General features: G+C 38.0%; 18 protein-coding genes. 6 read left to right on the top strand and 12 right to left on the bottom strand.

Annotated features, from left to right (window positions below):
- Positions 1-417 precede the first annotated feature (417 nt).
- Positions 418-2,274: a helix-turn-helix transcriptional regulator gene (locus JET18_RS10310; RefSeq protein ID WP_202090654.1), complete on the bottom strand. Its 1,857-nt coding sequence runs from the start codon at positions 2,272-2,274 to the stop codon at positions 418-420.
- 232 nt (positions 2,275-2,506) lie between these two features.
- Between JET18_RS10310 and JET18_RS10305 the strand changes: the two genes are divergently transcribed.
- From JET18_RS10305 to JET18_RS10290, 4 genes are read left to right on the top strand one after another with little or no spacing between them, the layout of a single operon-like run.
- On the top strand, positions 2,507-2,830 hold the full coding sequence (locus tag JET18_RS10305; protein ID WP_202090653.1) for a DUF4870 domain-containing protein: 324 nt from the start codon (positions 2,507-2,509) through the stop codon (positions 2,828-2,830).
- Between the two features lie 24 nt (positions 2,831-2,854).
- Entirely contained in the window at positions 2,855-3,325 is a 471-nt protein-coding gene (locus tag JET18_RS10300; protein ID WP_202090652.1) for a hypothetical protein, read from the top strand.
- Positions 3,326-3,351: 26 nt separating this feature from the next.
- Positions 3,352-4,338, top strand: a complete 987-nt coding sequence (locus JET18_RS10295; RefSeq protein WP_228728514.1) for a hypothetical protein — start codon at positions 3,352-3,354, stop codon at positions 4,336-4,338.
- Positions 4,339-4,342: 4 nt separating this feature from the next.
- Positions 4,343-5,071 (top strand): hypothetical protein, encoded by a 729-nt coding sequence (locus JET18_RS10290; protein WP_202090650.1) that lies wholly within the window; start codon positions 4,343-4,345, stop codon positions 5,069-5,071.
- Positions 5,072-7,278: 2,207 nt separating this feature from the next.
- On the opposite strand, the gene JET18_RS10285 is transcribed toward JET18_RS10290, so the two are convergent.
- The 3 genes from JET18_RS10285 to JET18_RS10275 form a co-directional block, all read right to left on the bottom strand.
- Positions 7,279-8,052 carry an alpha/beta hydrolase family protein gene (locus JET18_RS10285; protein ID WP_202090648.1) on the bottom strand — a complete coding sequence of 258 codons (774 nt, stop codon included), beginning with the start codon at positions 8,050-8,052 and terminating at the stop codon, positions 7,279-7,281.
- A 393-nt stretch (positions 8,053-8,445) separates the two neighbouring features.
- The gene (gene uvrA, locus JET18_RS10280; protein ID WP_202090647.1) at positions 8,446-11,238 is read right to left on the bottom strand and encodes an excinuclease ABC subunit UvrA; all 2,793 of its coding nucleotides are present in this window, start codon (positions 11,236-11,238) and stop codon (positions 8,446-8,448) included.
- Positions 11,239-11,243: 5 nt separating this feature from the next.
- A complete protein-coding gene (locus JET18_RS10275; protein WP_202090646.1) occupies positions 11,244-12,284 on the bottom strand; it encodes a hypothetical protein in 1,041 nt (346 codons plus the stop codon).
- 481 nt (positions 12,285-12,765) lie between these two features.
- On the opposite strand from JET18_RS10275, the gene JET18_RS10270 reads away from it, so the two are divergent.
- Positions 12,766-14,577, top strand: coding sequence for a TonB-dependent receptor plug domain-containing protein (locus JET18_RS10270; RefSeq protein WP_202090645.1), 1,812 nt, complete (start codon positions 12,766-12,768; stop codon positions 14,575-14,577).
- 71 nt (positions 14,578-14,648) lie between these two features.
- Positions 14,649-15,365, top strand: coding sequence for a DUF2490 domain-containing protein (locus JET18_RS10265; RefSeq protein WP_202090644.1), 717 nt, complete (start codon positions 14,649-14,651; stop codon positions 15,363-15,365).
- Here JET18_RS10265 and JET18_RS10260 read toward each other — a convergent pair.
- The 8 genes from JET18_RS10260 to JET18_RS10225 all read right to left on the bottom strand — a co-directional run bounded on the left by JET18_RS10260 (position 15,362) and on the right by JET18_RS10225 (position 22,949).
- Positions 15,362-15,808 (bottom strand): phosphohydrolase, encoded by a 447-nt coding sequence (locus JET18_RS10260; RefSeq protein ID WP_202090643.1) that lies wholly within the window; start codon positions 15,806-15,808, stop codon positions 15,362-15,364. The genes JET18_RS10265 and JET18_RS10260 overlap by 4 nt on opposite strands.
- A gap of 79 nt (positions 15,809-15,887) precedes the next feature.
- The gene (locus JET18_RS10255; protein ID WP_202090642.1) at positions 15,888-16,223 is read right to left on the bottom strand and encodes a YegP family protein; all 336 of its coding nucleotides are present in this window, start codon (positions 16,221-16,223) and stop codon (positions 15,888-15,890) included.
- A gap of 37 nt (positions 16,224-16,260) precedes the next feature.
- Positions 16,261-16,572 (bottom strand): hypothetical protein, encoded by a 312-nt coding sequence (locus tag JET18_RS10250; RefSeq protein WP_202090641.1) that lies wholly within the window; start codon positions 16,570-16,572, stop codon positions 16,261-16,263.
- Positions 16,573-16,729: 157 nt separating this feature from the next.
- The gene (locus JET18_RS10245) at positions 16,730-18,496 is read right to left on the bottom strand and encodes an acyl-CoA dehydrogenase family protein (protein WP_202090639.1); all 1,767 of its coding nucleotides are present in this window, start codon (positions 18,494-18,496) and stop codon (positions 16,730-16,732) included.
- 51 nt (positions 18,497-18,547) lie between these two features.
- A complete protein-coding gene (locus JET18_RS10240) occupies positions 18,548-18,904 on the bottom strand; it encodes a four helix bundle protein (protein ID WP_202090638.1) in 357 nt (118 codons plus the stop codon).
- 42 nt (positions 18,905-18,946) lie between these two features.
- Complete coding sequence (locus JET18_RS10235) at positions 18,947-20,125, bottom strand: thiolase family protein (protein WP_202090637.1); 1,179 nt, start codon at positions 20,123-20,125, stop codon at positions 18,947-18,949.
- Positions 20,126-20,163: 38 nt separating this feature from the next.
- Positions 20,164-20,526, bottom strand: a complete 363-nt coding sequence (locus JET18_RS10230) for a four helix bundle protein (RefSeq protein WP_202090636.1) — start codon at positions 20,524-20,526, stop codon at positions 20,164-20,166.
- A 29-nt stretch (positions 20,527-20,555) separates the two neighbouring features.
- A complete protein-coding gene (locus tag JET18_RS10225; protein ID WP_202090635.1) occupies positions 20,556-22,949 on the bottom strand; it encodes a 3-hydroxyacyl-CoA dehydrogenase/enoyl-CoA hydratase family protein in 2,394 nt (797 codons plus the stop codon).
- Positions 22,950-22,976 lie beyond the last annotated feature (27 nt).

Genomic DNA, 22,976 nt, shown 5'->3' with positions numbered 1-22,976 from the left:
TAAATCTTTGTATTTCGTAAATAAGTGAAACGCCTTTGTTTACCTTAATTTTAAAGGAATTAAAATCAATCCTTTGTCTTTCCTTGTGTTTAATAATCGCAAGGCTAAACAAAGTTTTTAGCATAAAGTTTTTTAATAAGATAAACAAAGGCATTTCATTTAAAAAGCAAAACAAAATGTCTTATCCGTCCGTACTGATTATTCAAGAATCCATTTTGTTTCTTCAGTAATTAATATTAAATATTTACTGTAAAATTTGATTAAGCAGTCATCCGCTGTGCATTTTAAATCTTTGTATTTCGTAAATAAGTGAAACGCCTTTGTTTACCTTAATTTTAAAGGAATTAAAATCAATCCTTTGTCTTTCCTTGTGTTTAATAATCGCAAGGCTAACGAAATGATACCGGATGAAGTCTTTTAACTTCCCAGTTTATGCAGGAAAGCATTCAGATCTTCATCCTTGTCCAATCCGAGCTTTTGCTTAATTCTGTACCGGCTCATGCGGACACTTTTGGGTTCTATATGCATCAGTTGTGAGATCTGGCGTGTATCCATTTTAAGGTAAAGGTAAGCGCAGAGTTTCATATCCAGAAGCGTAAGATTTTTCTTCGCCTTTTCATTGATGAGATTAAAGAAATCCGGGTGAATCTGCTGTATTCTTAATTTAGCATCTTCAAAATCATTGTCCAGGACGATTTCCTCTTTCACGATCTTCTGCATATTCAGGGAATTATCATCGCCGAGTTTATCCTTAATATTGTGCAGAACCCTGTTTTTATGTTCCAGCTGAAGAACATTGGCCATGGCTTCTTTCTGTAATTGCTGCTGCTGGGCTTCAAGTAATTGCTGTTCAGCTTTTAACCTTGCTTTTTCCTCTTTTTCCAGCCTGATCTGCATTTCGGATTCATGATTTTCCAGTTGCAGCTTCTTTTCCCGTTCCAGAGAAAGTCTCAGCTTAAAATGATAAGACCGGAACATAAAGACCAGTCCCAGCAAAGACGCTCCGGCAATGCATGCATACAGATAGCTCTGCAGTTTACGGCCTGCTTCTCTTTCCTTCAATATTCTCACTTCATTGTTTTTCTTTTCCGTTTCAAACTGAATTTCGAGCTTTTGGGCATTCAAAGCCTGTTTCTGCTTGAAATTTTTATTGCTGTACTCCGTGACTTCTTCCTGAAAAGCAAGAGCCTTTTTAAAATCACCCTGCTGTTTGTAAAAACTGGACAATGCCTGAACTACATTGATTAAAGTATAATAATAAGGATGTTCTCCGGTTTTCATCAGCTCATAAGCCTGTAACAGGTAAGATTCTGCCAAAGCTTTATCTCCTTTTCTTGAAGCAAATTCACTTAAGATCCCCAGACTGCTCGCCAGAACCTCCTGCGTATTCGGAACATTTTTCAAAAGATCTGCTGCCGACCGGGCATAATGAACAGCCTTCGATTCTGCTTCCTGATCATCAGCCGGGAAATATTTCAGGTAGACACTGGCAATATTAATGCATGTGATGGCATGGGTGTATTTTGAAACCTGTTTGGGATATTTCAGATAAAGATGTTCTGCTTTTTGAAGATAAAACAGAACACTGTCCAGCTCCTTTTTCGCCTTAGATGCATTAAACTCATATTCATGGGCAACGGATAAGGCGGCATAAGAATTACTCAGAAGGTTATAGTCTTTTGTTTTCAGTGCATTTTCAGTGGCTTTACGGGCATAATTATTCACCTGGGCTGTATTATTCCAGTCTGAATGGGCGGCGTAGAGCTGGTAGTATAATTTTGAAGCAATTTGAGGATCGGGTGATTTTTCCAGTTCCTTTAATCCCATTTGGCAGAATTTTATTCTCTTTTCAGAATCGTCAAGGGTTTTAAACAAAAATGCCTGGGCATAATATCCATAGGCCATAGCGGCCGGGTTCTTTGCTTGCTGTGCGAGAATAAGAGCAGAATCACTTATCTGTTTTAGAGTGCCAAGCTGCTGATTATTTGCTTTTATAACAGTCAGCAGTGTATAGGATTTTGCCGCTTCCGTGTAATCTTGATACTGAAGGGCAATGCGTGTGGCCTGCCGGGCTTTTTTCTCTGCAGCAGAATAATTCCGGTCTATTCTGTACGCTTCGGCAAGTTTGTTGAGCAGGGCCGGTTTGAGTTTTTTATTCAGACCGGGATTGTTAATAGCCTGCTGAAGACTGTCGGTGTAGAGGCTTTGAGCTTTACAGTTCAGGCCTGCGCAGATGCATAGATAGATAAACAGTTGATAGACTACAGATTTCATAGATCTAAATTAAAACAAATTGTTGAACCCAATCGCAGATCTCAGTAAATATAATGGATTGTGTTGACTTGTAATGTGTTTAAAATCAGTAGCATTGTGTTTTATGTAGACATATTGTAGACGGGTTATCGGAAGGAAGTAGATACTTTGTAGAATAGAGAAATTTGGAAACTCTGCCTATTGTCTGAATCTTTGTAACAGCAATAATGCGAACAACCTTAATCATGAAATTATGAACAACAAAACTTTATCAATCATTTCCTACATTACCCCAATAGGCTGGCTGGTTGCTTATTTATCAGGAAAAGATCAGGCAGATTCACTGCTTAAATACCATTTGAGACAATCCCTGGGACTTATGATCATCAGTATTATCTTCAATATCATCATGAGAGTTATTGCAACGGCAGCCCCAGCGCTTTCGTTCTTAGGAATAGTTGGACTGGTGATTTTGATATTCTGGGTATTGGGAATGATCAATGCGGCCAATGGTGCCGAGAAACCGGTTCCTGTATTCGGGAAAATGTTTGAAGATAAATTTGCCTTTATTGGGTGATAACAGGAGTAAAATATAAAGGTAATGGAATACAGGTGTTTTACGCAGGAAGGAAGCAGATTTTATCTGAAGAATAATATGCCTGTTGCTATGATACGCTTTATATTCTGCCTGATTGTTGCTGGTGCGCTTTATTTTATCATTCCATTGGAAAAGAAAATCGGGCTTTGGGGCGCGGTGCTATTTGTGATTTTCGGACTGATCAATTTGTTAAAGTCCACGAAAAAACTGGTTATCGATCCGGCTGCCCAGGTTATCATTCACAAAAACAATATCCTGAACAGTGAAGTGGAATACCGTTTTGATGAATTTGAACAGTTCTATGTTTTAATCACAAAATATGTTTTTATACCCATGGACAGTACAGCTTTCTTTATATTCAGTAAAAACGGAAAAGAGAAAAGGGTTCCTATTGTTGTAGGACTGTTCGGATCAAGAAAAGTGCAGAATGCCATCAATGAAGTAAATGATATTATGAATATGGAAAAAAGATGAATCATTAATCATTAATAAAAAATAAAATGATGGGACGCGGTTTGGGAATATTCTGGATGTTGTATATGCTGTTTTTTGCGGTACCATTTCCTATGATTTTATATTACAATATCAAAAGTGATGATCCGCCGCAGCTTTATGATACCGATCCATGGCTGGCGTTGGGCGTTTTAGTGCTTTCCGTCATATTATGGAGCATTGTTTTATCCAGCTGGTTTTACAAATGGATCGTTGTGAACTTTACGGCAAAAAGTAACATCTCTTATCTGAATAAACATGGGGTTTCAAGGAAAGCAGAGATTCTGGAAGCGGTAAAAATCTCAAAAGAGAACAGCAGATATACTGTTTACGAACTTCTTCTTTCTTTTAAAAATCTCGTCAATACCGAAATTACACAGAAAACAGTAGTTAATGATTCAAAACCTCAGCAAAAACGCTTTGAAAAAGGCAAAACCGTTGAGATCCGTATCGATCAGGACATGAAAAGAAAGCCTTATTTTATTTTTGCAGGAACGGAGGCAAGCATTAATGTTCTGGTCATTACATTCATCACTCTGGGCTGGATGGCTCTGGTGGCGCTTATAGCCGGATATTACATCTATTCATACCTTACGGAGAACAATGGAACAGGGTGGAGGTTTATTGTTTACTGGCATCCTTTAGTGGTTTGTCCTGCGATATTACTGTTTTACAAAGGGATACTTTCATTCTTTCTCAGAAAGCTTACGGGTGGTTATAAAGTAGCTCCCGAACTTATTAAATTTAAAGGGATAAGAACCACGGCCAGGCTGATCAGTGCAGATCAGACGGGAACCTACATCAACGAACAGCCTATGGTTTTGTTTAAACTTGAATATACTGATGAAAAGAATCAAATCCGCAGGGCTGAGATTAAAAAGATTGTCAACCTTCTCGATCTTAATCAGGTAAGGCAGAGAACCGCGGATATTTTTTACTTAAAAGAAGATCCCGGCCGTATTGCATTTGCTGTTGATCTGGATGAAATAAGTTAAGCGTATGAAAAAATCAATCACTCTACTCATAGGCGGAATTCTTCTTACAGGCTGTGAAGAGGTTTCCAAAAGTATTAAAGACACGATGGAGCCTAAAGAGGACACAATAGCCCGCCATAAAACTGAAAACATCGGAGAAGCTCCGGCTTCAGTTCCATATGATGCCGCCGTAGAACAGCAGATCCAGGAAGTTCAGCATCTGGTGACTACGATGGTAGAAAAACACGCCCAAACACGCGTTCAACATACAGAAGGTAAAAACACAGATTTTCTGACCAATGAAGAGAAACTGAAGAAAGCTGAGGAGGCCTTACGCAGGCTTCCTCAATATGCCGGAAAAAACATTTACATCTATTCTACCATTCATTTTTATGAGGACGAACGGATTCAGGTAAAGCTTCAGCATCCCACAACTCCCGGGTATATTGATAATTATACCTATAAAAACGGCAGCTGGTCCGAACCGGAACCGGAGCAGATGTCCGTCAAAGATAATATTCAAAGCCGTTTGATGCCTTTAGATCATATCAGTTTTACCCATTTTGCTGCTGCGGCACGTCTTTACACCGAAAAAATAGCAGAAGTTGAAGGAGCAAGACCAATAACCAGTATATATATATCAATCTGGAATAACAATTTACGATGGTTCCCGGCCACTATTAATGGAAGCCGGGAACGTTATTCCATTGAGCTGAATCAAAACGGAACTTTAAAGAAGTTTGAAAGGGAATAATCCTGTTTTGAGAATGTTCAGTTTAAGTAAGGCAAGGGATAGGGCAGTAGGATGGATTAGGCTGTAATGATAATGCATAGGCTTGATTCAATCATTCAAAACTGCTGTTCTTTGCCTTCTTTTATAAAAAATAGAATATAAATTTTGTGTTTTGAGGAGCTTTGTTGGATTTCTCTAAATATTCTTTTGTCTTGAAACAAAAGAATGAAAAATTCAAGACCTGGAAACTTCCGCTAAAAATAAATCCTGTTCACTAAAAATTCTAAAACTTGCGCGGATTTACTGTTGCTTTTTCGTTTCAGCAGCTGTCCCGCGCTTCGGACAGTAGAATTTTTTTAACGTTCACAGTATTTATTTTTTTTAACGCTCCATTTTCCTAAGTCAGTTTTATCACAGTTACAAAAACAATCCTTTCGGAAGATCTGTGGTAATCTGTGAAAATCTGTGGTTAAAGAAATCTGTGTCATCCGTAAAATCTGCGCGAGATATATCAGAAAGCAATTTTTTCCTCTAAATATTCTTTTGTCTTGAAACAAAAAGAATCAAAAATTCAAGACCTGGAAACTTCCGCTAAAAATAAATCCTGTTCACTAAAAATTCTAAAACTTGCGCGGATTTACTGTTTCTTTTTCGTTTCAATAGCTGTCCCGCGCTTCGGACAGTAGAATTTTCTTAACGTTCACAGTATTTATTTTTTTAACGCTCCATTTTCCTAAGTCAGTTTTATCAAGGTTATAAAAACAATCCTTTCGGAAGATCTGTGCTAATCTGCGGAAAATCTGTGGTTAAAAAAATCTGTATCATCCGCAAAATCTGCGCGAGATATATCAGAAAGCAATTTTTTTCTCTAAATATTCTTTTACCTTGAAGCAAAAGAATCAAAAATTCAAGACCTGGAAACTTCCGCTAAAAAGAAATCCTGTTCACTAAAAATTCTAAAACTTGCGCGAGTTCAATATGGGTTATTCGATTCAGAATAGGTCTCGCGCTTCGGACAGTAGAATTTTCTTAACGTTCACAGTATTTATTTTTTTAACGCTCCATTTTCCTAAGTCGGTTTTATCGCAGTTGTAAAATGCAATCCTTTCGGAAGATCTGTGCTAATCTGTGAAAATCTGTGGTTAAAAAAATCTGTATCATCCGCAAAATCTGCGCGAGATATATCAGAAAGCAATTTTTTTCTCTAAATATTCTTTTACCTTGAAGCAAAAGAATCAAAAATTCAAGACTGGGAAACTTCCGCTAAAAATAAATCCTGTTCACTAAAAATTCTAAAACTTGCGCGGATGTACTGTTGCTTTTTCGTTTCAGCAGCTGCCCCGCGCTTCAGACAGTAGAATTTTCTTAACGTTCACAGTATTTATTTTTTTAACGCTCCATTTTCCTAAGTCAGTTTTATCAAGGTTATAAAAACAATCCTTTCGGAAGATCTGTGCTAATCTGCGGAAAATCTGTGGTTAAAAAAATCTGTATCATCCGCAAAATCTGCGCGAGATATATCAGAAAGCAATTTTTTTCTCTAAATATTCTTTTACCTTGAAGCAAAAGAATCAAAAATTCAAGACTGGGAAACTTCCGCTAAAAATAAATCCTGTTCACTAAAAATTCTAAAACTTGCGCGGATTTACTGTTTCTTTTTCGTTTCAGCAGCTGCCCCGCGCTTCAGACAGTAGAATTTTTTTAACGCTCACAGCATTTATTTTCTTAACGCTTCATTTTCCTATGTCAATTTACATCGGTCACAAAATTATCAGAAAACGATTCAATAGATCAACAGCATTAAATTTTATCGGAGATAAAATCTTTGCGCCCTAAAACATTCTTTCTTTAAATAATTTGCGTCTTTGCGATATTCCAACTATAAAAATAAAAGCTTAAACAGATTTCATTCAACTTCATTAATGGCTCATCGCTTTGATATCAATCACTGGAAAGTGCAAATAAAAGGACCCGCTCTTTAGAAGCGGATCCAGTAGATAAAACATCTCATTTTTTTAATTAGACAACAATTAAAAAAGCACAGCCGACAATGCTGTGCTTAAATTTTTATTTCAAATTTAATTGCAATTTCAAAGCTGAAAAAAGCAAAAAATGATTTCATTTCAGTTGTATTACATAGTAAATGTAGTACAATTTTTAATACGAAACATGAATTAAATGTTAAAATTCACAAGTTATCCACAATTTTATGTGGATAAGTATATAAGCTATTGTTTATCAATGTATTCTAAAATGAGTTTATTCAACATATGCTTTTCTTCTTCACTTCCTTTATTATCCATATGTCCATGATTGATATTCGTTGGCTGTACCGTAATATGATATTTTTTCTGTTCTTCAGGTGACGGCAAAACCCCTTCATCAGCGGGATAGTCATTGGAGCGGATGGTGTATATTTTAGGAAGGGCTGTTCTGGGAAGAAACATTCTCCGGTTATCCATAGCAATCATCTTATAGACAAGTTCTGGATGCTTAACGGCAAACAAAGCGGTCATATCTCCGCCGTTGGAATGACCGATAAGGGTTAAATGCTGGTAATCAAGATCGGGTCTGGTCCTTTTAAGCTCATTCAGGACAAATAAGATGTTTTCCACACCTCTTTCCCAGAAAGGCATTCGTGTGGTTTGCAGCTTTCCCTGCATGGGAAGTAATTCATCGGAAGGAAGCTCATGCTGGATACTCACTGTAAAATATCCTTTTGAAGCCAGCTTTTGGGTTAAATAGGAATACACAAAATAATCATTCCCTTTATTGCCTCCGTAACCATGACTGAAAATAACGATCTGTTGTTTGGGAATTTTCATGTCTGCTGCCGGGCTGTAGAACGCAACAGGAATCTTCCGGTTCCTGCTTGTATCAAATAAGGTTAAAGTATCAAGTTTGGTTTCATAGTTTTTGTTGTCCAAAACGGTGTTTTTTTTAACCATACAGCTGTACAATATCAGGAGAAGAACAGGGATAAAGAGAATTTTATGCTTCATAATTATAAACAGCAAATTAGGACTATTTCGGGGAATAATTACAAGGTTTACAGTTCAAGGTTCAAGGTTTAAGGTTTAAAGTTTAAAGTTCAAAGTTCAAAGTTTAAGGTTTAAGGTTTTTGGAGGTTTCGCGCAAAAAAAATTTTGATCCTTTTGTGGTTTGTCATTTTTAAACACGGATTTCGCAGATGATTGAGTGTATTTTTTTTAACATTAAGATTGGTGAAGATGGTAAGAATAGTTAAGAGAAAATCTAAAGATTTTTTAAGCTGAAAATTTTTGTGCCTAAAAAACTTAAAGCGAAGCTTACCTTAATATTCTGAACAACTTAAATACATCTTAACGGTTTAAAATAAAAAAATAGAGAGCCATCTACCGGCCCTCTATTACTATCTAGTTTTCAAGTTTCTCCTTAATATATTTCGCTGTATGCGATTTTTTATCCTTGGCGAGATCTTCCGGTGTTCCTGCGAAAACAACTTCACCACCGTATTTCCCGGCCTCCGGGCCAATGTCGATGATAAAATCTGCACATTTAATAATATCCGGCTGATGCTCAATAACAATCACGGAATGACCAAGATCGATCAGTGCCTGCAATGATTTCAGTAATTTCTGGATATCATGAAAATGAAGTCCGGTGGACGGTTCATCAAAGATAAACAGGGTTTTGTCTGTGGTAACGCCTTTTACCAGGAATGATGCCAGCTTTACACGCTGCGCTTCACCTCCGGAAAGAGTAGACGAGCTTTGTCCCAGCTGCAGATAACCTAATCCAACATCCTGAAGCGGTTTCAGTTTGGTAACGATCTTGTCTTCATTGTTGTCTTTGAAGAATTCCAGCGCTTCATCCACTGTCATATGAAGGATATCGGAAATGCTTTTCTCATCGAATCTCACTTCCAGAATTTCACTTTTGAAACGGGTTCCTTTGCATACTTCACATTCCAGCTCAATATCTGCCATGAACTGCATGGAAACATTGATTACGCCTTCACCTTTACATTCATCACATCTTCCGCCGTCTACGTTAAAAGAGAAATGTTTAGGCTTGTAACCCATCATTTTTGATACTTTCTGCTTCGCAAACAGATCCCTGATGTCGTCATAGGCTTTCAGGTAGGTTACCGGGTTGGATCGCGAAGATTTTCCGATCGGGTTTTGGTCGATCAGTTCAATATGTTTGATGAGTTTTTTTGGAAATTCCACGGAATCATAATCTCCCTTTTTGCCGCCCATTCCAAGCTGGATCTGGATGTCATTGGTGAGAATTTCCTTCATCAGTGTAGATTTTCCGCTTCCGGAAACTCCTGAAATTACCGTAAGGCTTTCCAGAGGCACATCTACATCTATATTTTTAAGGTTGTTTTGTCTTGCCCCTTTTATATGAATCCATTCCTTGGCTTTTCTTCGCTTTTTAGGAATTTCAATCTCCATTCTTCCGGTTAAATATTTCGAAGTAAGCGTATCTGCATTTTTAAGATCATCATAATCGCCCGCAAATACCAGTTCTCCGCCAAGATAACCAGCTTCCGGACCAATATCTATAATATAATCTGCTGCTTTCATGACATCTTCATCATGTTCTACAACGATCACAGTGTTTCCAAGATCTCTGAGGTTCTTCAATACCCCAATTAAGTTTTCTGTATCTCTTGAATGGAGACCAATAGAAGGTTCATCCAGAATATAAATAGATCCTACCAAAGAACTTCCCAGACTTGTAGCAAGGTTAATTCTCTGACTTTCCCCACCGGAAAGCGTGTTGGATGTTCTGTTTAACGTTAAATATCCTAAACCTACCTTTAACAGGAATTCAATACGGGTTTTGATCTCGTACAATAACCTTTTGGCTACATCCTGATCATGCTCGGAAAGTTGAAGGCTGTCAATTAAAGGATAGAGTTCATCCAGTGGAAGCTCTATCATCGACTGGATGTTGTGACCGTCTACTTTCACCCAGCTTGTTTCTTCACGCAATCTAAGCCCTTCACAAGTTGGACAGAGTGTTTTTCCTCTGTATCTTGAAAGCATCACGCGGTACTGGATCTTGTACAGGTTTTCTTCAAGCATTTTGAAGAAATTATTGATAGAAGGGAAGCTGCTTTTTCCGTCGCCTTTCCAAAGGAAGCTTTTCTGTTCTTTGGTTAATTGATGGTAAGGCTTATGGATAGGGAAGTCTTCTGCTTTTTTAATGAAGGCTTTTTTCCATTCGCTCATGCTTTCGCCACGCCATGAAACCACTGCATCTTCGTAGATGGATAGGGTTTTGTTGGGAATGACAAGGTCTTCATCGATTCCGATTACTTTTCCGTAGCCTTCACAGGCCGGGCATGCTCCGTAAGGATTATTAAAACTGAAAAAATGAACATTCGGTTCCAGGAACTCCATCCCGTCCAGCTCAAATTTATTGGAAAATTCCTTTACTTTCCCGGAATCTGTATTTTTCAGTGAACAATAGCCATGACCTTCGTAGAAAGCCATCTGGATAGAATCCGCCAGTCTTTGAAGGAAACTTTCGTCCTCTTCATAGGAAAAACGGTCGATCACCAGGTTAATAGCCATTCCTTTTTCAGGGGCAAAACCAAAACTTTCCAGATCTTCAATTCCTGCTACATTACCATTGATCTCCAATCTTGTGAAACCTGCCAGCTTTAAAATGTTCAGGGTTTCTTTGAAGTTATCAGCATCGTATTCCAGAGGAGCCGTCAAAAGGAATGAAGTTTCCTTTTTGGAAGATTTGATAAAATCGATCACATCAGAAACCGAATCTTTTTTTACTTCTTCACCTGAAACCGGAGAAAAAGTTTTCCCGATCCTTGCGAAAAGAAGCTTCATATAATCGTAGATCTCCGTAGAAGTTCCTACGGTAGAACGCGGATTGGAAGAAATTACTTTCTGCTGTATGGCGATGGAAGGGGCAAGTCCTTTGATATCGTCTACTTTCGGCTTTTCTAATTTACCCAAAAACTGACGGGCATAGGAACTCAAACTCTCCACATACCTTCTCTGTCCTTCCGCATAAATCGTATCGAATGCCAAGGAAGATTTTCCGCTTCCGGAAACTCCTGTGATGACGATCAGTTTATTTTTCGGGATCAGAACATCTATATGCTTCAGATTGTTAAGATGTGCATTCTTAACGAAAATCTGTTTTTTTATATCTATTTCTATTGTTTTAGCCATGTTTTCTATTCATATAATGTATAAACTGACTGAGAATGTTCCCCGGTCAGCGTGATTGTGTCCTTACCGTAGGCAACATCAGTATTTGCTACGACTGCATTTTCTGACCGTGTACGGATATTGGTTATTCTGTTCTGACTGTCGTAAGAGAATGTCTCAATTTTAGCAGGTTCCTGGTCACTGATCAGAGTAGATCTTTCAACGATCAAACCGTTTTTATATTTATAGTGCGAAATTAAAGATTGATTAGCCTTATTGGTGTCTACATTATATACCGTATTGGTAGTCTTTGTCATTTTCCCGTTTTCATTATATTCGTAATCACGCTCTTCCGCTTTTTTTCCTTGTAATAGAACAGTGTATTTTGTGAGTAAATTATTTTTATAAGAATATTTTTTTTCCAGTAATGAGTGTGCATCCAGTAAAACATTACCATCCTTATCATACTCAATAGTTCTTGTGCTGGTTTCTGTTTTTCCTTTCGGTGATACTGACTTAAATTCTATCTTTTTTAATTTTCCTGTTAAATCATACTGATAATTTCCTTGTTCCTGATATCCTTCAAAAGTTTGAATTCCTTTAACAAGTTTTTCTTTTTCATAAATATATTCATAGGTTTTACCAGGAGAAACTATTTTTGAAATTCTGTTTTTTGAGTCATATAGAATCTGATTTTTTTTGACAGGCTCATCTAAAGCAGAATATTCAAATGAAACAATTCTTCCGTCTGAAAGAGCTGTTTTATACTCATCATTTCTTGTCTTTGAAAAATTGTTTGGTGAGTTTTGAAGAGCAGACTCTGTGATATCAGAACTAAAGAGAATGTTTCCTTCATGATCAAACTTTCTTATTTCGGAAATAATTTCATTGTCGATTTTTAATCGACTCTGCGATTCTTTAATTTTTCTTTCCCCTTTAATCAGCATAATAAGCTGATCCCTTGCTTCAATTTCTTCAGCCGGATTCGGAGCTTCTGGATCAGGAAACTTAAATTGTGCATTGACAAGAATACCTGAAAAAATTAAAGAAAGAAAAACTGTTTTCATTGTAAAAATTAAGACCCACAAAATTACGAATTTTTACTGAAAATTATGTATTTAAAACATTGAAGGAATACAAATTTATAATCCCGGCTGATAAAGAGAAAATATGACCTGATAAGCCTGAACCTGAGCACTTTTGTTAATGTATTATCATTATCCATAAGGGTGTATATTTATTGAATCATCAGGAGGCTTTTATTAATTTTATGATTTTCATTATATTTTTGCATTTTGCTCTTGTTTTGTATTTTAAAATTAGTTAAAATTGCATTCATAAATAGGTAATATAGAAATGAGAAAACTATTCAGAGATCTTGTTACACATTTAATGAGAAAAAGATAAAAGAGTTACTTCCCGCAAAAGATGCAGTATAGCCATACTGCATCTTTTTTTTATGATAACTATCATTTGCCTGTCTTCCGGATCTCCCTTACTTTTGGCCATTATTAAGAAACTGACTACGAAAATAAAACCGGAACTATTATGATCAAGAAGATTGGAAGCATATTTTTATTGGGATCAATGCTTTGTGCCCATGCACAGGAGAAGACAACAGACATTGAAAACATTGAATTTCAGGGAAAATTCATCTCTACACCTTATAAAAGCGCCAATCAGAATATTACGGTGATTACCAAAGAAGATATTGCGAATTCTCCTGCTAAAAGTATTGACGAGGTGCTTCAGCAGGTTCCGGGAATGGATATCAGAAGGAGAGGAGCTAATGGAGTACAGAGTGATATCGGGTTCAGAGGCAGTTCTTTTGAACAGGTTCTGCTGCTATTGAATGGCATCAGAATGAATGATTCGCAAACGGGGCACAATTCTATGAATGTCCCTGTAGATATGGATGATGTGGAAAGAATTGAGATCATCAAAGGGCCTGCAGCCAGACGATTCGGGCAGAATGCGTATGCCGGTGTCATCAATATTATTACCAAAACAAATCCCGGAAAAAGAGTAAAAATAAGTGCTGACGGCGGAGATTATGAGACCTATGGTTTCGGATTCAATGCGCAGCTGGGCAATGAAAAATTCTCAAACTCGCTTCAGGCTAATTCTGCTTCGTCCCAGGGATATATGTACAATACGGATTATGAGATCCGGAATGTATTCTACCAAAGTAAATTAAATATTAAAAACGGAGATCTTAAGCTTCAGGCCGGGTTTTCTGAAAAGAAATTCGGGGCCAATGGATTTTACGCATCCAGTACGGCAAAGGAACAGTATGAGGAAACACAGGCTTCCATTGTAAGTTTAGCGCATCAGCAGACTTTCGGAAAGCTGAAGCTCAGCTCAAATGTTTACTGGAGAAGGGGAGAAGATATGTATGTGTTTTTAAGAAACAATCCGGGTTATTACAGAAATATGCACATTGGAAATAATGTGGGTGGAGAAGTGAATTCCAGCTATCAGTGGGGATTGGGAACAACCGGTGTAGGTGTTGAGCTGAGAAAGGAGTTTCTGGCCAGTAATAATTTAGGGGAAAGAAACCGCTTTGTTTCCCAGGTTTTCTTTGAGCATCATTTTTCATTGCTGGATAAAAAACTGAACATCAGTCCGGGAATTTCCTGGGCGAATTATTCCAAAGAAGGAAATTTCTTCTATCCCGGTCTGGATGTAGGCTATAATTTCAATCAGAACAACAAGATCTACGGAAATATTGCCAGAGTTCACAGGGTTCCCACGTTTACCGATCTTTATTATGTAAGTAAAACAGAGCAGGGAAATCAGAATCTGCTTCCTGAAAATGCCATTTCCTCGGAGATTGGGTATCAGTTTCAGAACAGCAGAATTCTGGCAAAAGTGAGCGGATTTATGAGAAACTCTGAGAATTCTATTGACTGGACGAAAAGTACCATTGATTCTCCCGTATGGTATGCAGACAATGTAGGGAAAATAGATACCAAAGGTGTTGAGCTGGAGCTGAGCCACAGGGCTTTCGACTGGCTGAAATATACGGCCGGATATACGTATCTGGATAGTAAAATAAGTGAATCCAATGATTTTGTATCGCGGTATATTCTGGACAACCTGAAACATCAGGTCGTAGGTAAGCTGGAAACTAAATTTTTGAAATATTTTACGAATGAACTGGTGTACCGCTACAATGAAAGACTGAACCAGGGGAGTTATAATCTTCTCGACGAAAAATTGAGTTTTGCGAAAAAAGATTTTTCGGTTTATGTGCTGATTACCAATTTAACAGATACAAAATATACTGAAGCTTTTGGGGTTGAAATGCCTCAGAGATGGTTTCATATAGGCTTCTCATACACCATCAATATTAAGTAAATGTTAATTCCGGGTTAATGAAAATTAATATTAACAAATTGTTAAATAATTTACTTTTGCAAAAATTTTTTATGAAACTTTTTTTCAGTCTGAGTTTACTTTTCAGTATGACCTTTTTACAAGCGCAGGACCACATTTCCAGCTTTAATGCAGTGACTCTAACCTATAAGTTTCATCCCAAATTTTTCCTCTATGCAGAAGGTCAGCTTAGAGGAAATGAAGACTATACTTATCCTGATTATTACGAGATCAAAGGAGGATTGGGGTATAATCTTACCAAAAATCATAAACCTTTTGTAGGGCTTGGAAGATATGTGAACTACAAGGAACACAGCCTGAGCAGAGAAGAATTCAGGGTATGGCTTCAGGACGTGATTGATGTAAAGAAAGGCATCGTGAAGTTTGAGAACCGTCTCCGTGCAGAAAAAAGCTGGTTCTACGAGCCTGCAACGGATAAAGCTTCCCAAAGAATGCGTTACAGATACCGTCTGAACGTAAGTGTTCCCCTTAATGCCAAAACGGTAAAAAAAGGAACTGTTTTCGCCAATGTCTATGACGAAATTTTCCTTGTAAGCCCTATGAAGCCAACATTTGCCAGAAACAGAGTATACGGTGGTTTCGGGTACCAGATCGATGATTATTTCGGAATCCTGACAGGTTACCTATGGCAGCGTGAGTTTGAAGCGAAAGGAAACAAAAACCTTCACTTTATTTATCTGGCCTTAAACATCAACATTGATGGTACGGACCATCCTACGAAAACATATGATTTCCCCGGAGCGGATTAATACTTTTCTATCAGATAATGATAGGCCTTTAAATATTTGTTGAATCTTTTAATGTCTTTCGGGGTAAGCTCACGGTTTACTCTCCTGAGATCCATATTGTCACGAAGGTCATTCAGCTTTACGGCAACCGCAAGGGGAGACCTTTCCGTTCTTTTAACGAACTCATCGTAATCTTCTTCCGGATCAAATTTGGTAAGGCAGCTTACGGCAAAAATAATGTATTCGGGGAAACCTTCATTTCTTAAATATTCCAGGCTGAATTCTTCAGGATGATCTTCTACAACATCGTGAAGCACGCCCACGATCTTTTCGTCCAGTGTTTTGCCGTATTCCATGACGCGCATTACATGAGCGATGTATGGAGCGTGGTATTTGTCGGTTTGTCCTTTGTGTGCTTTATCAGCTATTTTTATGGCTCTGTTGAGCAGTTCTTCTTTTGTCATTTCAGATAGGAAATAGAATACAAAAATAAAAAATGCCTTAAAAAATAAGACATTTTTATAAAGATTATTTTACAGCGGATCAAAGATTGGTTTCATCCTCTACGGAAGCCCCTGGAGCATTGTTTTTTACGGATTCTATACCATTATCCATTCCGTTTTCCGATTCGTACATCTGGCTGCTTCCTATGATCTGTCCGTTTCCGGCTTTTAAATTGAAATACCAGCGGTTATCCTTAGCGGTATTTTTTTCAAATTTTGACTCATCCTGTGAGTTGATACGTACGGATTCTATTCCGTTTTCGCAGGAGGATTTTGAGCTGTAGCCCTGGCTGGTTAAGATGACCTGTCCGTTTCCGGCTTTAAGGTTGAATTGAAAGTCATCATTCGTTCTTTTAGAAATAATAAATTTTCCCATGGTAATTAATTTTGTAGTTTGATTGGTTTGTTTTTAATTATTTGGAAGGCTCCGCCTTTTTGGGTTCCGGTGCCGTTTTTTCAGGAGTAATTGCATTGAGTATTCTGTATTTTGAATCATCTTTCTTGGCTTCTTTTAAAGCTATATATGCCGATGTGTCTTTTGGGATTACAGTCAGCATTTTGTATGGATCTTTTTCCTCTTTCTCCGTTTTCACCGGAAGTTCTTTAAGGTCTTTGAAATAAGAAATCTTCGGGCTGTCTTCCTTTGCTAAGGGTGCTCTTTTATCTTCTTTTTGAGCTGATAAAGAGATGGAAATCAAGAGAAAGGGAAACAATAAGATTTTCATATTTGTTATTTGATAATAAAAATAGCAAAAAATATTGAAATTCAGATTCTTAAATAAATAGATTTTTATCCATAGGTCTAAATTTTTTTATCACATGAACCCAAATAAAAAGCGCCTCAAAAATGAGACGCTTCAATCAAATTTATGTATAAAAAGACTAATAAGCTCCTTTTCCGATATAATGTGCTGCAACTTTTTCAGTCAGAGCCACTACATTCGGATGGTTGGTATATTTCGTAAATCTTCTAAGACCTGAAAGCATCATTCTCTGCTCGTCACCCTCTGCGAAAGAAACAATTCCTTCTTTAGCGGATGTGATGATCTTTTCAACAGCTTTGTAAAGGTTAAGCTGTGCCATGGCAGCTTCTACAGACTCAGGAGAGAAGTGTTTCTCGGCTCTTAAGATCGCAGATTCCGCCATATAGATCTGGTTAAGGATTTCAGAAGCATTCAGTAACAGGTGCTGCTGCTTTTCAATATCCATCATGTATTTCTGAAGCGCTGCTCCGGAAACCATTAGGAAAACTTTCTTAAGGTTAGCGATAATCGCTTTTTCTTCACTCATGAATGCTGAATGATCAGGCACTTCAAATGAAGGAATTCCCATTAGTTCTTTGCTGATGGCCATCGCAGGAGAAAGCAGATCCAATTCACCTTTCATTGCTTTTTTAATCAACATTCCAACAGCCAGAAGACGGTTGATTTCGTTGGTTCCTTCATAGATTCTTGCGATTCTTGAATCTCTCCATGCAGCTTCCATCGGCATGTCTTCAGAGAATCCCATTCCTCCGTATACCTGGATTCCTTCGTCAGCAGTATGTTGTGTTAAATCTGAAACAAAAACCTTCAAGATAGAAGCTTCCACTGCAAATTCTTCAACCCCTTTTAATTCTGCCTGCTGGTGATTCATTCCACCGGCAACCAATTCATTGATTTTATCTTCAACATCTTTTGCTGCTCTGTAAGAACCTGCTTCAGCAACGAAAATTCCTGTTGCCATTTCTGCCAGTTTCTTTCTGATCGCTCCGAAAGTTGAAATAGACACGCCAAACTGCTTTCTTTCGTTAGAATACTGAAGAGAGTGGTTTAAGATTCTTCTCTGTCCGTCAAGGTTGGCAGCGGCCAGTTTAATTCTTCCTACATTCAAAGCATTCAAAGCGATTTTGAAACCATTGTTTCTTTCGCCTAAAAGGTTCTCAGCTGGAACTTTCATATCATTAAAGAAAACCTGTCTTGTAGAAGACGAACGGATTCCCAGTTTATGTTCTTCTTCCCCGAAAGTAAGCCCTTCAGTTCCTTCTTTTTCTACGATGAAACCCGTGATGTTTTTATCATCATCAATTTTAGCAAATACAATGAAGATTTCTGCAAAACCTGCATTGGAGATCCACATTTTCTGTCCGTTGATTACATAATGTTTTCCATCCTCAGAAAGTTTAGCTCTTGTTTTTCCGGAGTTGGCATCAGAACCTGCATCAGGCTCAGTAAGACAGTATGCTCCGAATTTTGTTCCTGTAGCCAGATCCGGAAGGTATTTTTTCTTTTGTTCTTCTGTACCGTACAACAGGATAGGAAGGGTTCCGATTCCCGTGTGCGCCCCATAAGCCGTAGCCAATGAACCATTCGCTCCTGAACAATAATCACATGCCAGCATCGTATTCACAAAGCCCATTCCAAGACCGCCGTATTCCTCAGGAACAGCCACTCCTAAAAGTCCCATTTCGCCCAACTGACGCATCTTTTCTTCAGTTAAAGCATAATCTTTTTTCTCAAATCTCTCTTTTTGAGGGATTACTTCTCTGTCGATAAATTCTTTTGCAGAATCACGAAGCATTTTTTGTTCTTCACTCAGTTCTTCAAGAGTGAAAATATCATTTGCAGGAATTTCCTTGATCAGGAATTCTCCTCCTTTTAATGTAGCCATATGTTGTTTTGTTTTTTAAGATTTGAAGAATAAAGAGAAAAGAATAAAGACTTAAAGTTGTAAGTTTTTTTGAAAGCCTGAAATCATTCTCTGTAATTCTGTGATTTTATTTTCTATAATTTCATTTTTAGATGACTCAAAATAACTTCTGTTGCTTGAAATTATGACTTGAGTCTGTAATTCATAAAGAGAACCAAGACTGATTTCTAAAAAACGATTAAAATCTTTATTAGAACTTCTACTTGAGCCTTCTGCAATATTTGAAGCAACAGAAACAGTACATCTTCTAAGCTGAGATTTCAATCCGAATTCCTCACTTTTTGGAAAACTGTCAGTAACTGCATAAATTTCATCAGCCAGTTCAATAGCCAGTTTCCAGATATTGAGATTTTTGAAATTATGCTTCATCTTGGTCTTTACTCTTTATTCTTTACTCTTTTAGTCTGTTTATTAAAGAAGCTCAAAAATACTCGCTGCTCCCTGTCCCGTACCCACGCACATGGAAACCATTCCGTACTTATTGCCTCGTCTTCTCATTTCGTCAAGAAGCTGAACGGTGAGTTTGGTTCCGGTACAGCCAAGCGGGTGGCCAAGAGCGATAGCACCTCCGTTTACGTTTAAGATATCAGGGTTTAAGCCTAATTCTTTCTTGATCGCTACAGATTGTGATGCGAATGCTTCGTTTAATTCAATTAATTCAATATCTTTTAATTCAAGACCAGCCTGTTTAAGAGCTTTTGGAATAGCATAGATTGGTCCCATACCCATAATTCTGGGCTCAAGACCAGCAGCAGCATAAGCCACTAATCTCGCTTCCGGCTCAAGACCTAATTCTTTGACCATTTCTTCGCTCATTACCATTACGAAAGCCGCTCCGTCACTCATTTGGGATGAATTTCCGGCAGTAACGCTTCCTCCGTTTGCGAATACAGGTCTCAGTTTAGCCAAACCTTCCAGAGAAGTATCTTTTCTAGGACCTTCATCGATAGAAAAGTCGAATTTCTTAGACTGCATTTTCTGGTTTTCGTCCAGGAAGTTATATTCTACAGGGATAGAAACGATCTGGTTGGCAAATTTCCCTTCAGCATTAGCTTTTAATGCTTTCATATGAGATTCATAGGCGAACTGATCCTGCTCTTCTCTTGTAATATTATATTGTTTGGCCACTTCTTCAGCGGTGTAACCCATTCCCCAGTAATAATCAGGGTTTGTTTTCGCGATATCTGTTTCGGGAACCGGCTTGTAACCTCCCATTGGGATGTAAGACATAGATTCTGTACCTCCTGCAATGATGCAGTCCGCCATTCCGGCCTGAATTTTTGCTGAAGCAATGGCAATCGCCTCACTTCCTGATGCACAATACCTGTTTACGGTAACTCCGGGAACTTTGTCTGTATTTAATCCCATCAAAGAAATTAAGCGGGCAACGTTCAAGCCCTGTTCAGCTTCCGGCATCGCATTTCCTACGATAAGGTCATCAATTCTGTTTTTATCTAATTGTGGAAGCTCAGCCATCAGTTTTTCAATCACTGTAGCAGCCATCACATCGGGTCTTGTAAATCTTAAACTTCCTTTTGGAGCTTTTCCAACGGCAGTTCTGAACCCTTTTACTATATATGCTTGTTTCATTGTTTAGAAGTTAGAAATTAGAGGTTAGAAATTAGATTCTAACCGTTTATTAAATTAGTTTTAAACCTGTAGATCATCTTCTGAATTTCATTTAGATTATTTAGTAAAGGTGCAATCACTGTTTGCTTTTCAAAATTTAGTTCAACTAAAAGAATTAATTGTGTTTCAAGCTCATAGCAAGAACCCGAGGCAATTCCTAAAAACTGATAAAATTCTTTTGCATTATTTCTTCCTGCACCTTCAGCAATATTAGAAGGAATTGAAACCGCACATCTCCTTATTTGTGAAATAAGCCCAAACTTTTCATTAGAAGAGAGTTTTTCTGTTACCAGATAAACATCCTTTACTAACATCATTGACTTTTTCCAAATAAGCAGATCATGTAATCTATGCGCTTTCATTCTAACTTCTAATATCTAATATCTAACTTCTAATTCCTTAGCGGTTTTCCATTCTGCAACATATACTGAATTCTCTCCAGAGTTTTTCTTTCACCACAAAGCTGTAAGAATGTTTCTCTTTCCAGGTTCAATAGGTATTGTTCAGTCACTACGGTTGGCTCAGAAAGATTTCCTCCTACCATTACGTTGGCTAATTTGTCTGCAATTTTTTTATCGTGCTCTGAGATGAAATTTCCGGTAAGCATCTGGTCGGTTCCTACGTAGAACATTCCCAGTGCGTCTTTTCCTAAAACTTTTACTTTCTGCTCGATAGGCTGTGTATAACCTTGCTCTGCCAATAGTTTTGCTACTTTTTTAGCTTCAGCGATCTGTCTGTTTTTGCTTACGGATACAATGTCTTTTCCTTTTTCAAGAATTCCCATATCGTAGGCTTCATAAGCGGAAGTCGCTACTTTACCCATCGCGATGTTCATGAATGCTTCACGAAGTCTGTTGTTTTTAACGTCGTCGCTGTGGAATTCTCTTGAAGTTCTTAAGGTAAGTTCTTTGGTACCACCACCGCCGGGAATTACTCCAACTCCGGTTTCTACCAATCCGATGTATGTTTCTGCTGCTGCTACCACTCTGTCTGCATGCATCGTCATTTCGCATCCGCCTCCAAGGGTCATTCCGTGAGGGGCAACCACTACAGGAATAGAGGAGTAGCGTACTCTCATCATAGATTTCTGGAAATAGGCGATCGCCATATTCAGATCATCCCAGTCCTGTTCGATAGCCATCATCAGGATCATGGCAAGGTTGGCACCTACAGAGAAATTGGTTCCCTGGTTTCCAACAACCAATCCGTCGTATTCTTTTTCTGCTAAATCGATAGCTCTGTTTAATCCGTCAAGAACTTCGCCTCCCAGAGAATTCATTTTTGAGCGGATCTCAAAGTTGATAATCCCGTCACCAAGATCTTCAATCGCCGCTCCTGAATTGCTCCAAAGCGTTTTATTCTTTCTGATATTATCTAAAATAATGAAAGCATCCTGACCCGGAATTGTGTTGTATTGTCCTGAGTTTTTATCAACGAAAATACTTTGGCCTTCATCATTTACCTTATAGAAACTTTCTACGTTTTTAACCCAGTCTGAAACTTCATAACCTGCTTCTTTGGCCAGTTCGATACCTTTTTGAACACCTACGGCATCCCAGATTTCAAACGGTCCGTTTTCCCATCCGAAACCGGCTCTCATAGCATCGTCAATCTTATAAACTTCGTCAGAAATTTCCGGAACTTTATGAGAAACATAAGCGAATAAGGCTCCCAAAGATTTTCTGTATAATTCTCCTGCTTTATCTTTTCCGCCAATTAATACTTTAAACCGGTCAATTGGCTTATCTATATTTTTAGTTAATTCTAAAGTTGGGAAAGAAGATTTGCCCTGAAGCTCATATTCCAGTGTATCAAGGTTCAATCCGTGGATTTCAGATTTTCCTTCGGCATTTTTCACTTTTTTATAGAATCCCTGCTCAGTTTTAGAACCCAGCCATTTATTATCCATCATTTTCTGGATATAATCCGGAAGGGCAAAAACATCGTTGAAATTATTGGCTTCTGCACCGCTCTGACGTACTCCGTTGGCAACCATTACCAGCGTATCAAGACCTACAACATCCGCCGTTCTGAAAGTAGCAGATTTTGGACGTCCGATAACAGGTCCGGTTAATTTATCAACTTCAGAAACGGTAAGTCCTAATTTCTGTACATTGTGAAGAAGGTCCATCATAGAGAAAACCCCGATTCTGTTGGCGATGAAAGCCGGTGTATCTTTGGCTAAAACTGTAGTTTTTCCTAAGAATTTAGCCCCGAAACTCATATAGAAATCTACTACTTCCGGAAGCGTTTCCGGGGTAGGGATGATCTCCAAAAGAGGAAGGTATCTTACAGGATTGAAAAAGTGGGTTCCTGCAAAGTATTTTTTAAAGTCATCGCTTCTTCCTTCAATAAGAAAATGAATAGGAATTCCCGATGTATTGGAAGAAATCAATGTTCCCGGTTTTCTGAACTGTTCAATTTTTTCGTAAACAGATTTCTTAATGTCAAGTTTTTCAACAACCACTTCAATGATCCAGTCTGTGTTTTTTATTTTCTGAAGATCATCATCGAAGTTTCCTACTTTTATTCTATCTGCAAATTTTGGAGAATAGAGCAGAGCAGGACTTGCTTTTTTCAGTTTTTCAAAGTTTTCAGAAGCTATTCTGTTTCTTACCACTTTGTCATCTTTGGTCAAACCTTTTTTCTGTTCAGCTTCCGTCAGTTCAAAAGGAACGATATCCAAAAGGGACACTTCCACACCAATATTGGCGAAATGTGCCGCGATACCGCTTCCCATAATTCCTGAACCAAGAACCGTCACGTGTTTGATTCTTCTTTTCATATGTAAATTTTTATTATTGATAAGATC

Source organism: Chryseobacterium endalhagicum (assembly GCF_016745235.1).
Lineage (GTDB): Bacteria > Bacteroidota > Bacteroidia > Flavobacteriales > Weeksellaceae > Chryseobacterium > Chryseobacterium endalhagicum.
Note: the sequence above shows the minus strand (reverse complement) of the source record. Positions and strands in the feature narration are given on the sequence as shown.

Coding starts and splice junctions, on each gene's coding strand:
- JET18_RS10310 (WP_202090654.1), bottom strand. CDS start 2,274: ATGAAATCTGTAGTCTATCAACTGTTTATCTATCTATGCATCTGCGCA.
- JET18_RS10305 (WP_202090653.1), top strand. CDS start 2,507: ATGAACAACAAAACTTTATCAATCATTTCCTACATTACCCCAATAGGC.
- JET18_RS10300 (WP_202090652.1), top strand. CDS start 2,855: ATGGAATACAGGTGTTTTACGCAGGAAGGAAGCAGATTTTATCTGAAG.
- JET18_RS10295 (WP_228728514.1), top strand. CDS start 3,352: ATGATGGGACGCGGTTTGGGAATATTCTGGATGTTGTATATGCTGTTT.
- JET18_RS10290 (WP_202090650.1), top strand. CDS start 4,343: ATGAAAAAATCAATCACTCTACTCATAGGCGGAATTCTTCTTACAGGC.
- JET18_RS10285 (WP_202090648.1), bottom strand. CDS start 8,052: ATGAAGCATAAAATTCTCTTTATCCCTGTTCTTCTCCTGATATTGTAC.
- uvrA (WP_202090647.1), bottom strand. CDS start 11,238: ATGGCTAAAACAATAGAAATAGATATAAAAAAACAGATTTTCGTTAAG.
- JET18_RS10275 (WP_202090646.1), bottom strand. CDS start 12,284: ATGAAAACAGTTTTTCTTTCTTTAATTTTTTCAGGTATTCTTGTCAAT.
- JET18_RS10270 (WP_202090645.1), top strand. CDS start 12,766: ATGATCAAGAAGATTGGAAGCATATTTTTATTGGGATCAATGCTTTGT.
- JET18_RS10265 (WP_202090644.1), top strand. CDS start 14,649: ATGAAACTTTTTTTCAGTCTGAGTTTACTTTTCAGTATGACCTTTTTA.
- JET18_RS10260 (WP_202090643.1), bottom strand. CDS start 15,808: ATGACAAAAGAAGAACTGCTCAACAGAGCCATAAAAATAGCTGATAAA.
- JET18_RS10255 (WP_202090642.1), bottom strand. CDS start 16,223: ATGGGAAAATTTATTATTTCTAAAAGAACGAATGATGACTTTCAATTC.
- JET18_RS10250 (WP_202090641.1), bottom strand. CDS start 16,572: ATGAAAATCTTATTGTTTCCCTTTCTCTTGATTTCCATCTCTTTATCA.
- JET18_RS10245 (WP_202090639.1), bottom strand. CDS start 18,496: ATGGCTACATTAAAAGGAGGAGAATTCCTGATCAAGGAAATTCCTGCA.
- JET18_RS10240 (WP_202090638.1), bottom strand. CDS start 18,904: ATGAAGCATAATTTCAAAAATCTCAATATCTGGAAACTGGCTATTGAA.
- JET18_RS10235 (WP_202090637.1), bottom strand. CDS start 20,125: ATGAAACAAGCATATATAGTAAAAGGGTTCAGAACTGCCGTTGGAAAA.
- JET18_RS10230 (WP_202090636.1), bottom strand. CDS start 20,526: ATGAAAGCGCATAGATTACATGATCTGCTTATTTGGAAAAAGTCAATG.
- JET18_RS10225 (WP_202090635.1), bottom strand. CDS start 22,949: ATGAAAAGAAGAATCAAACACGTGACGGTTCTTGGTTCAGGAATTATG.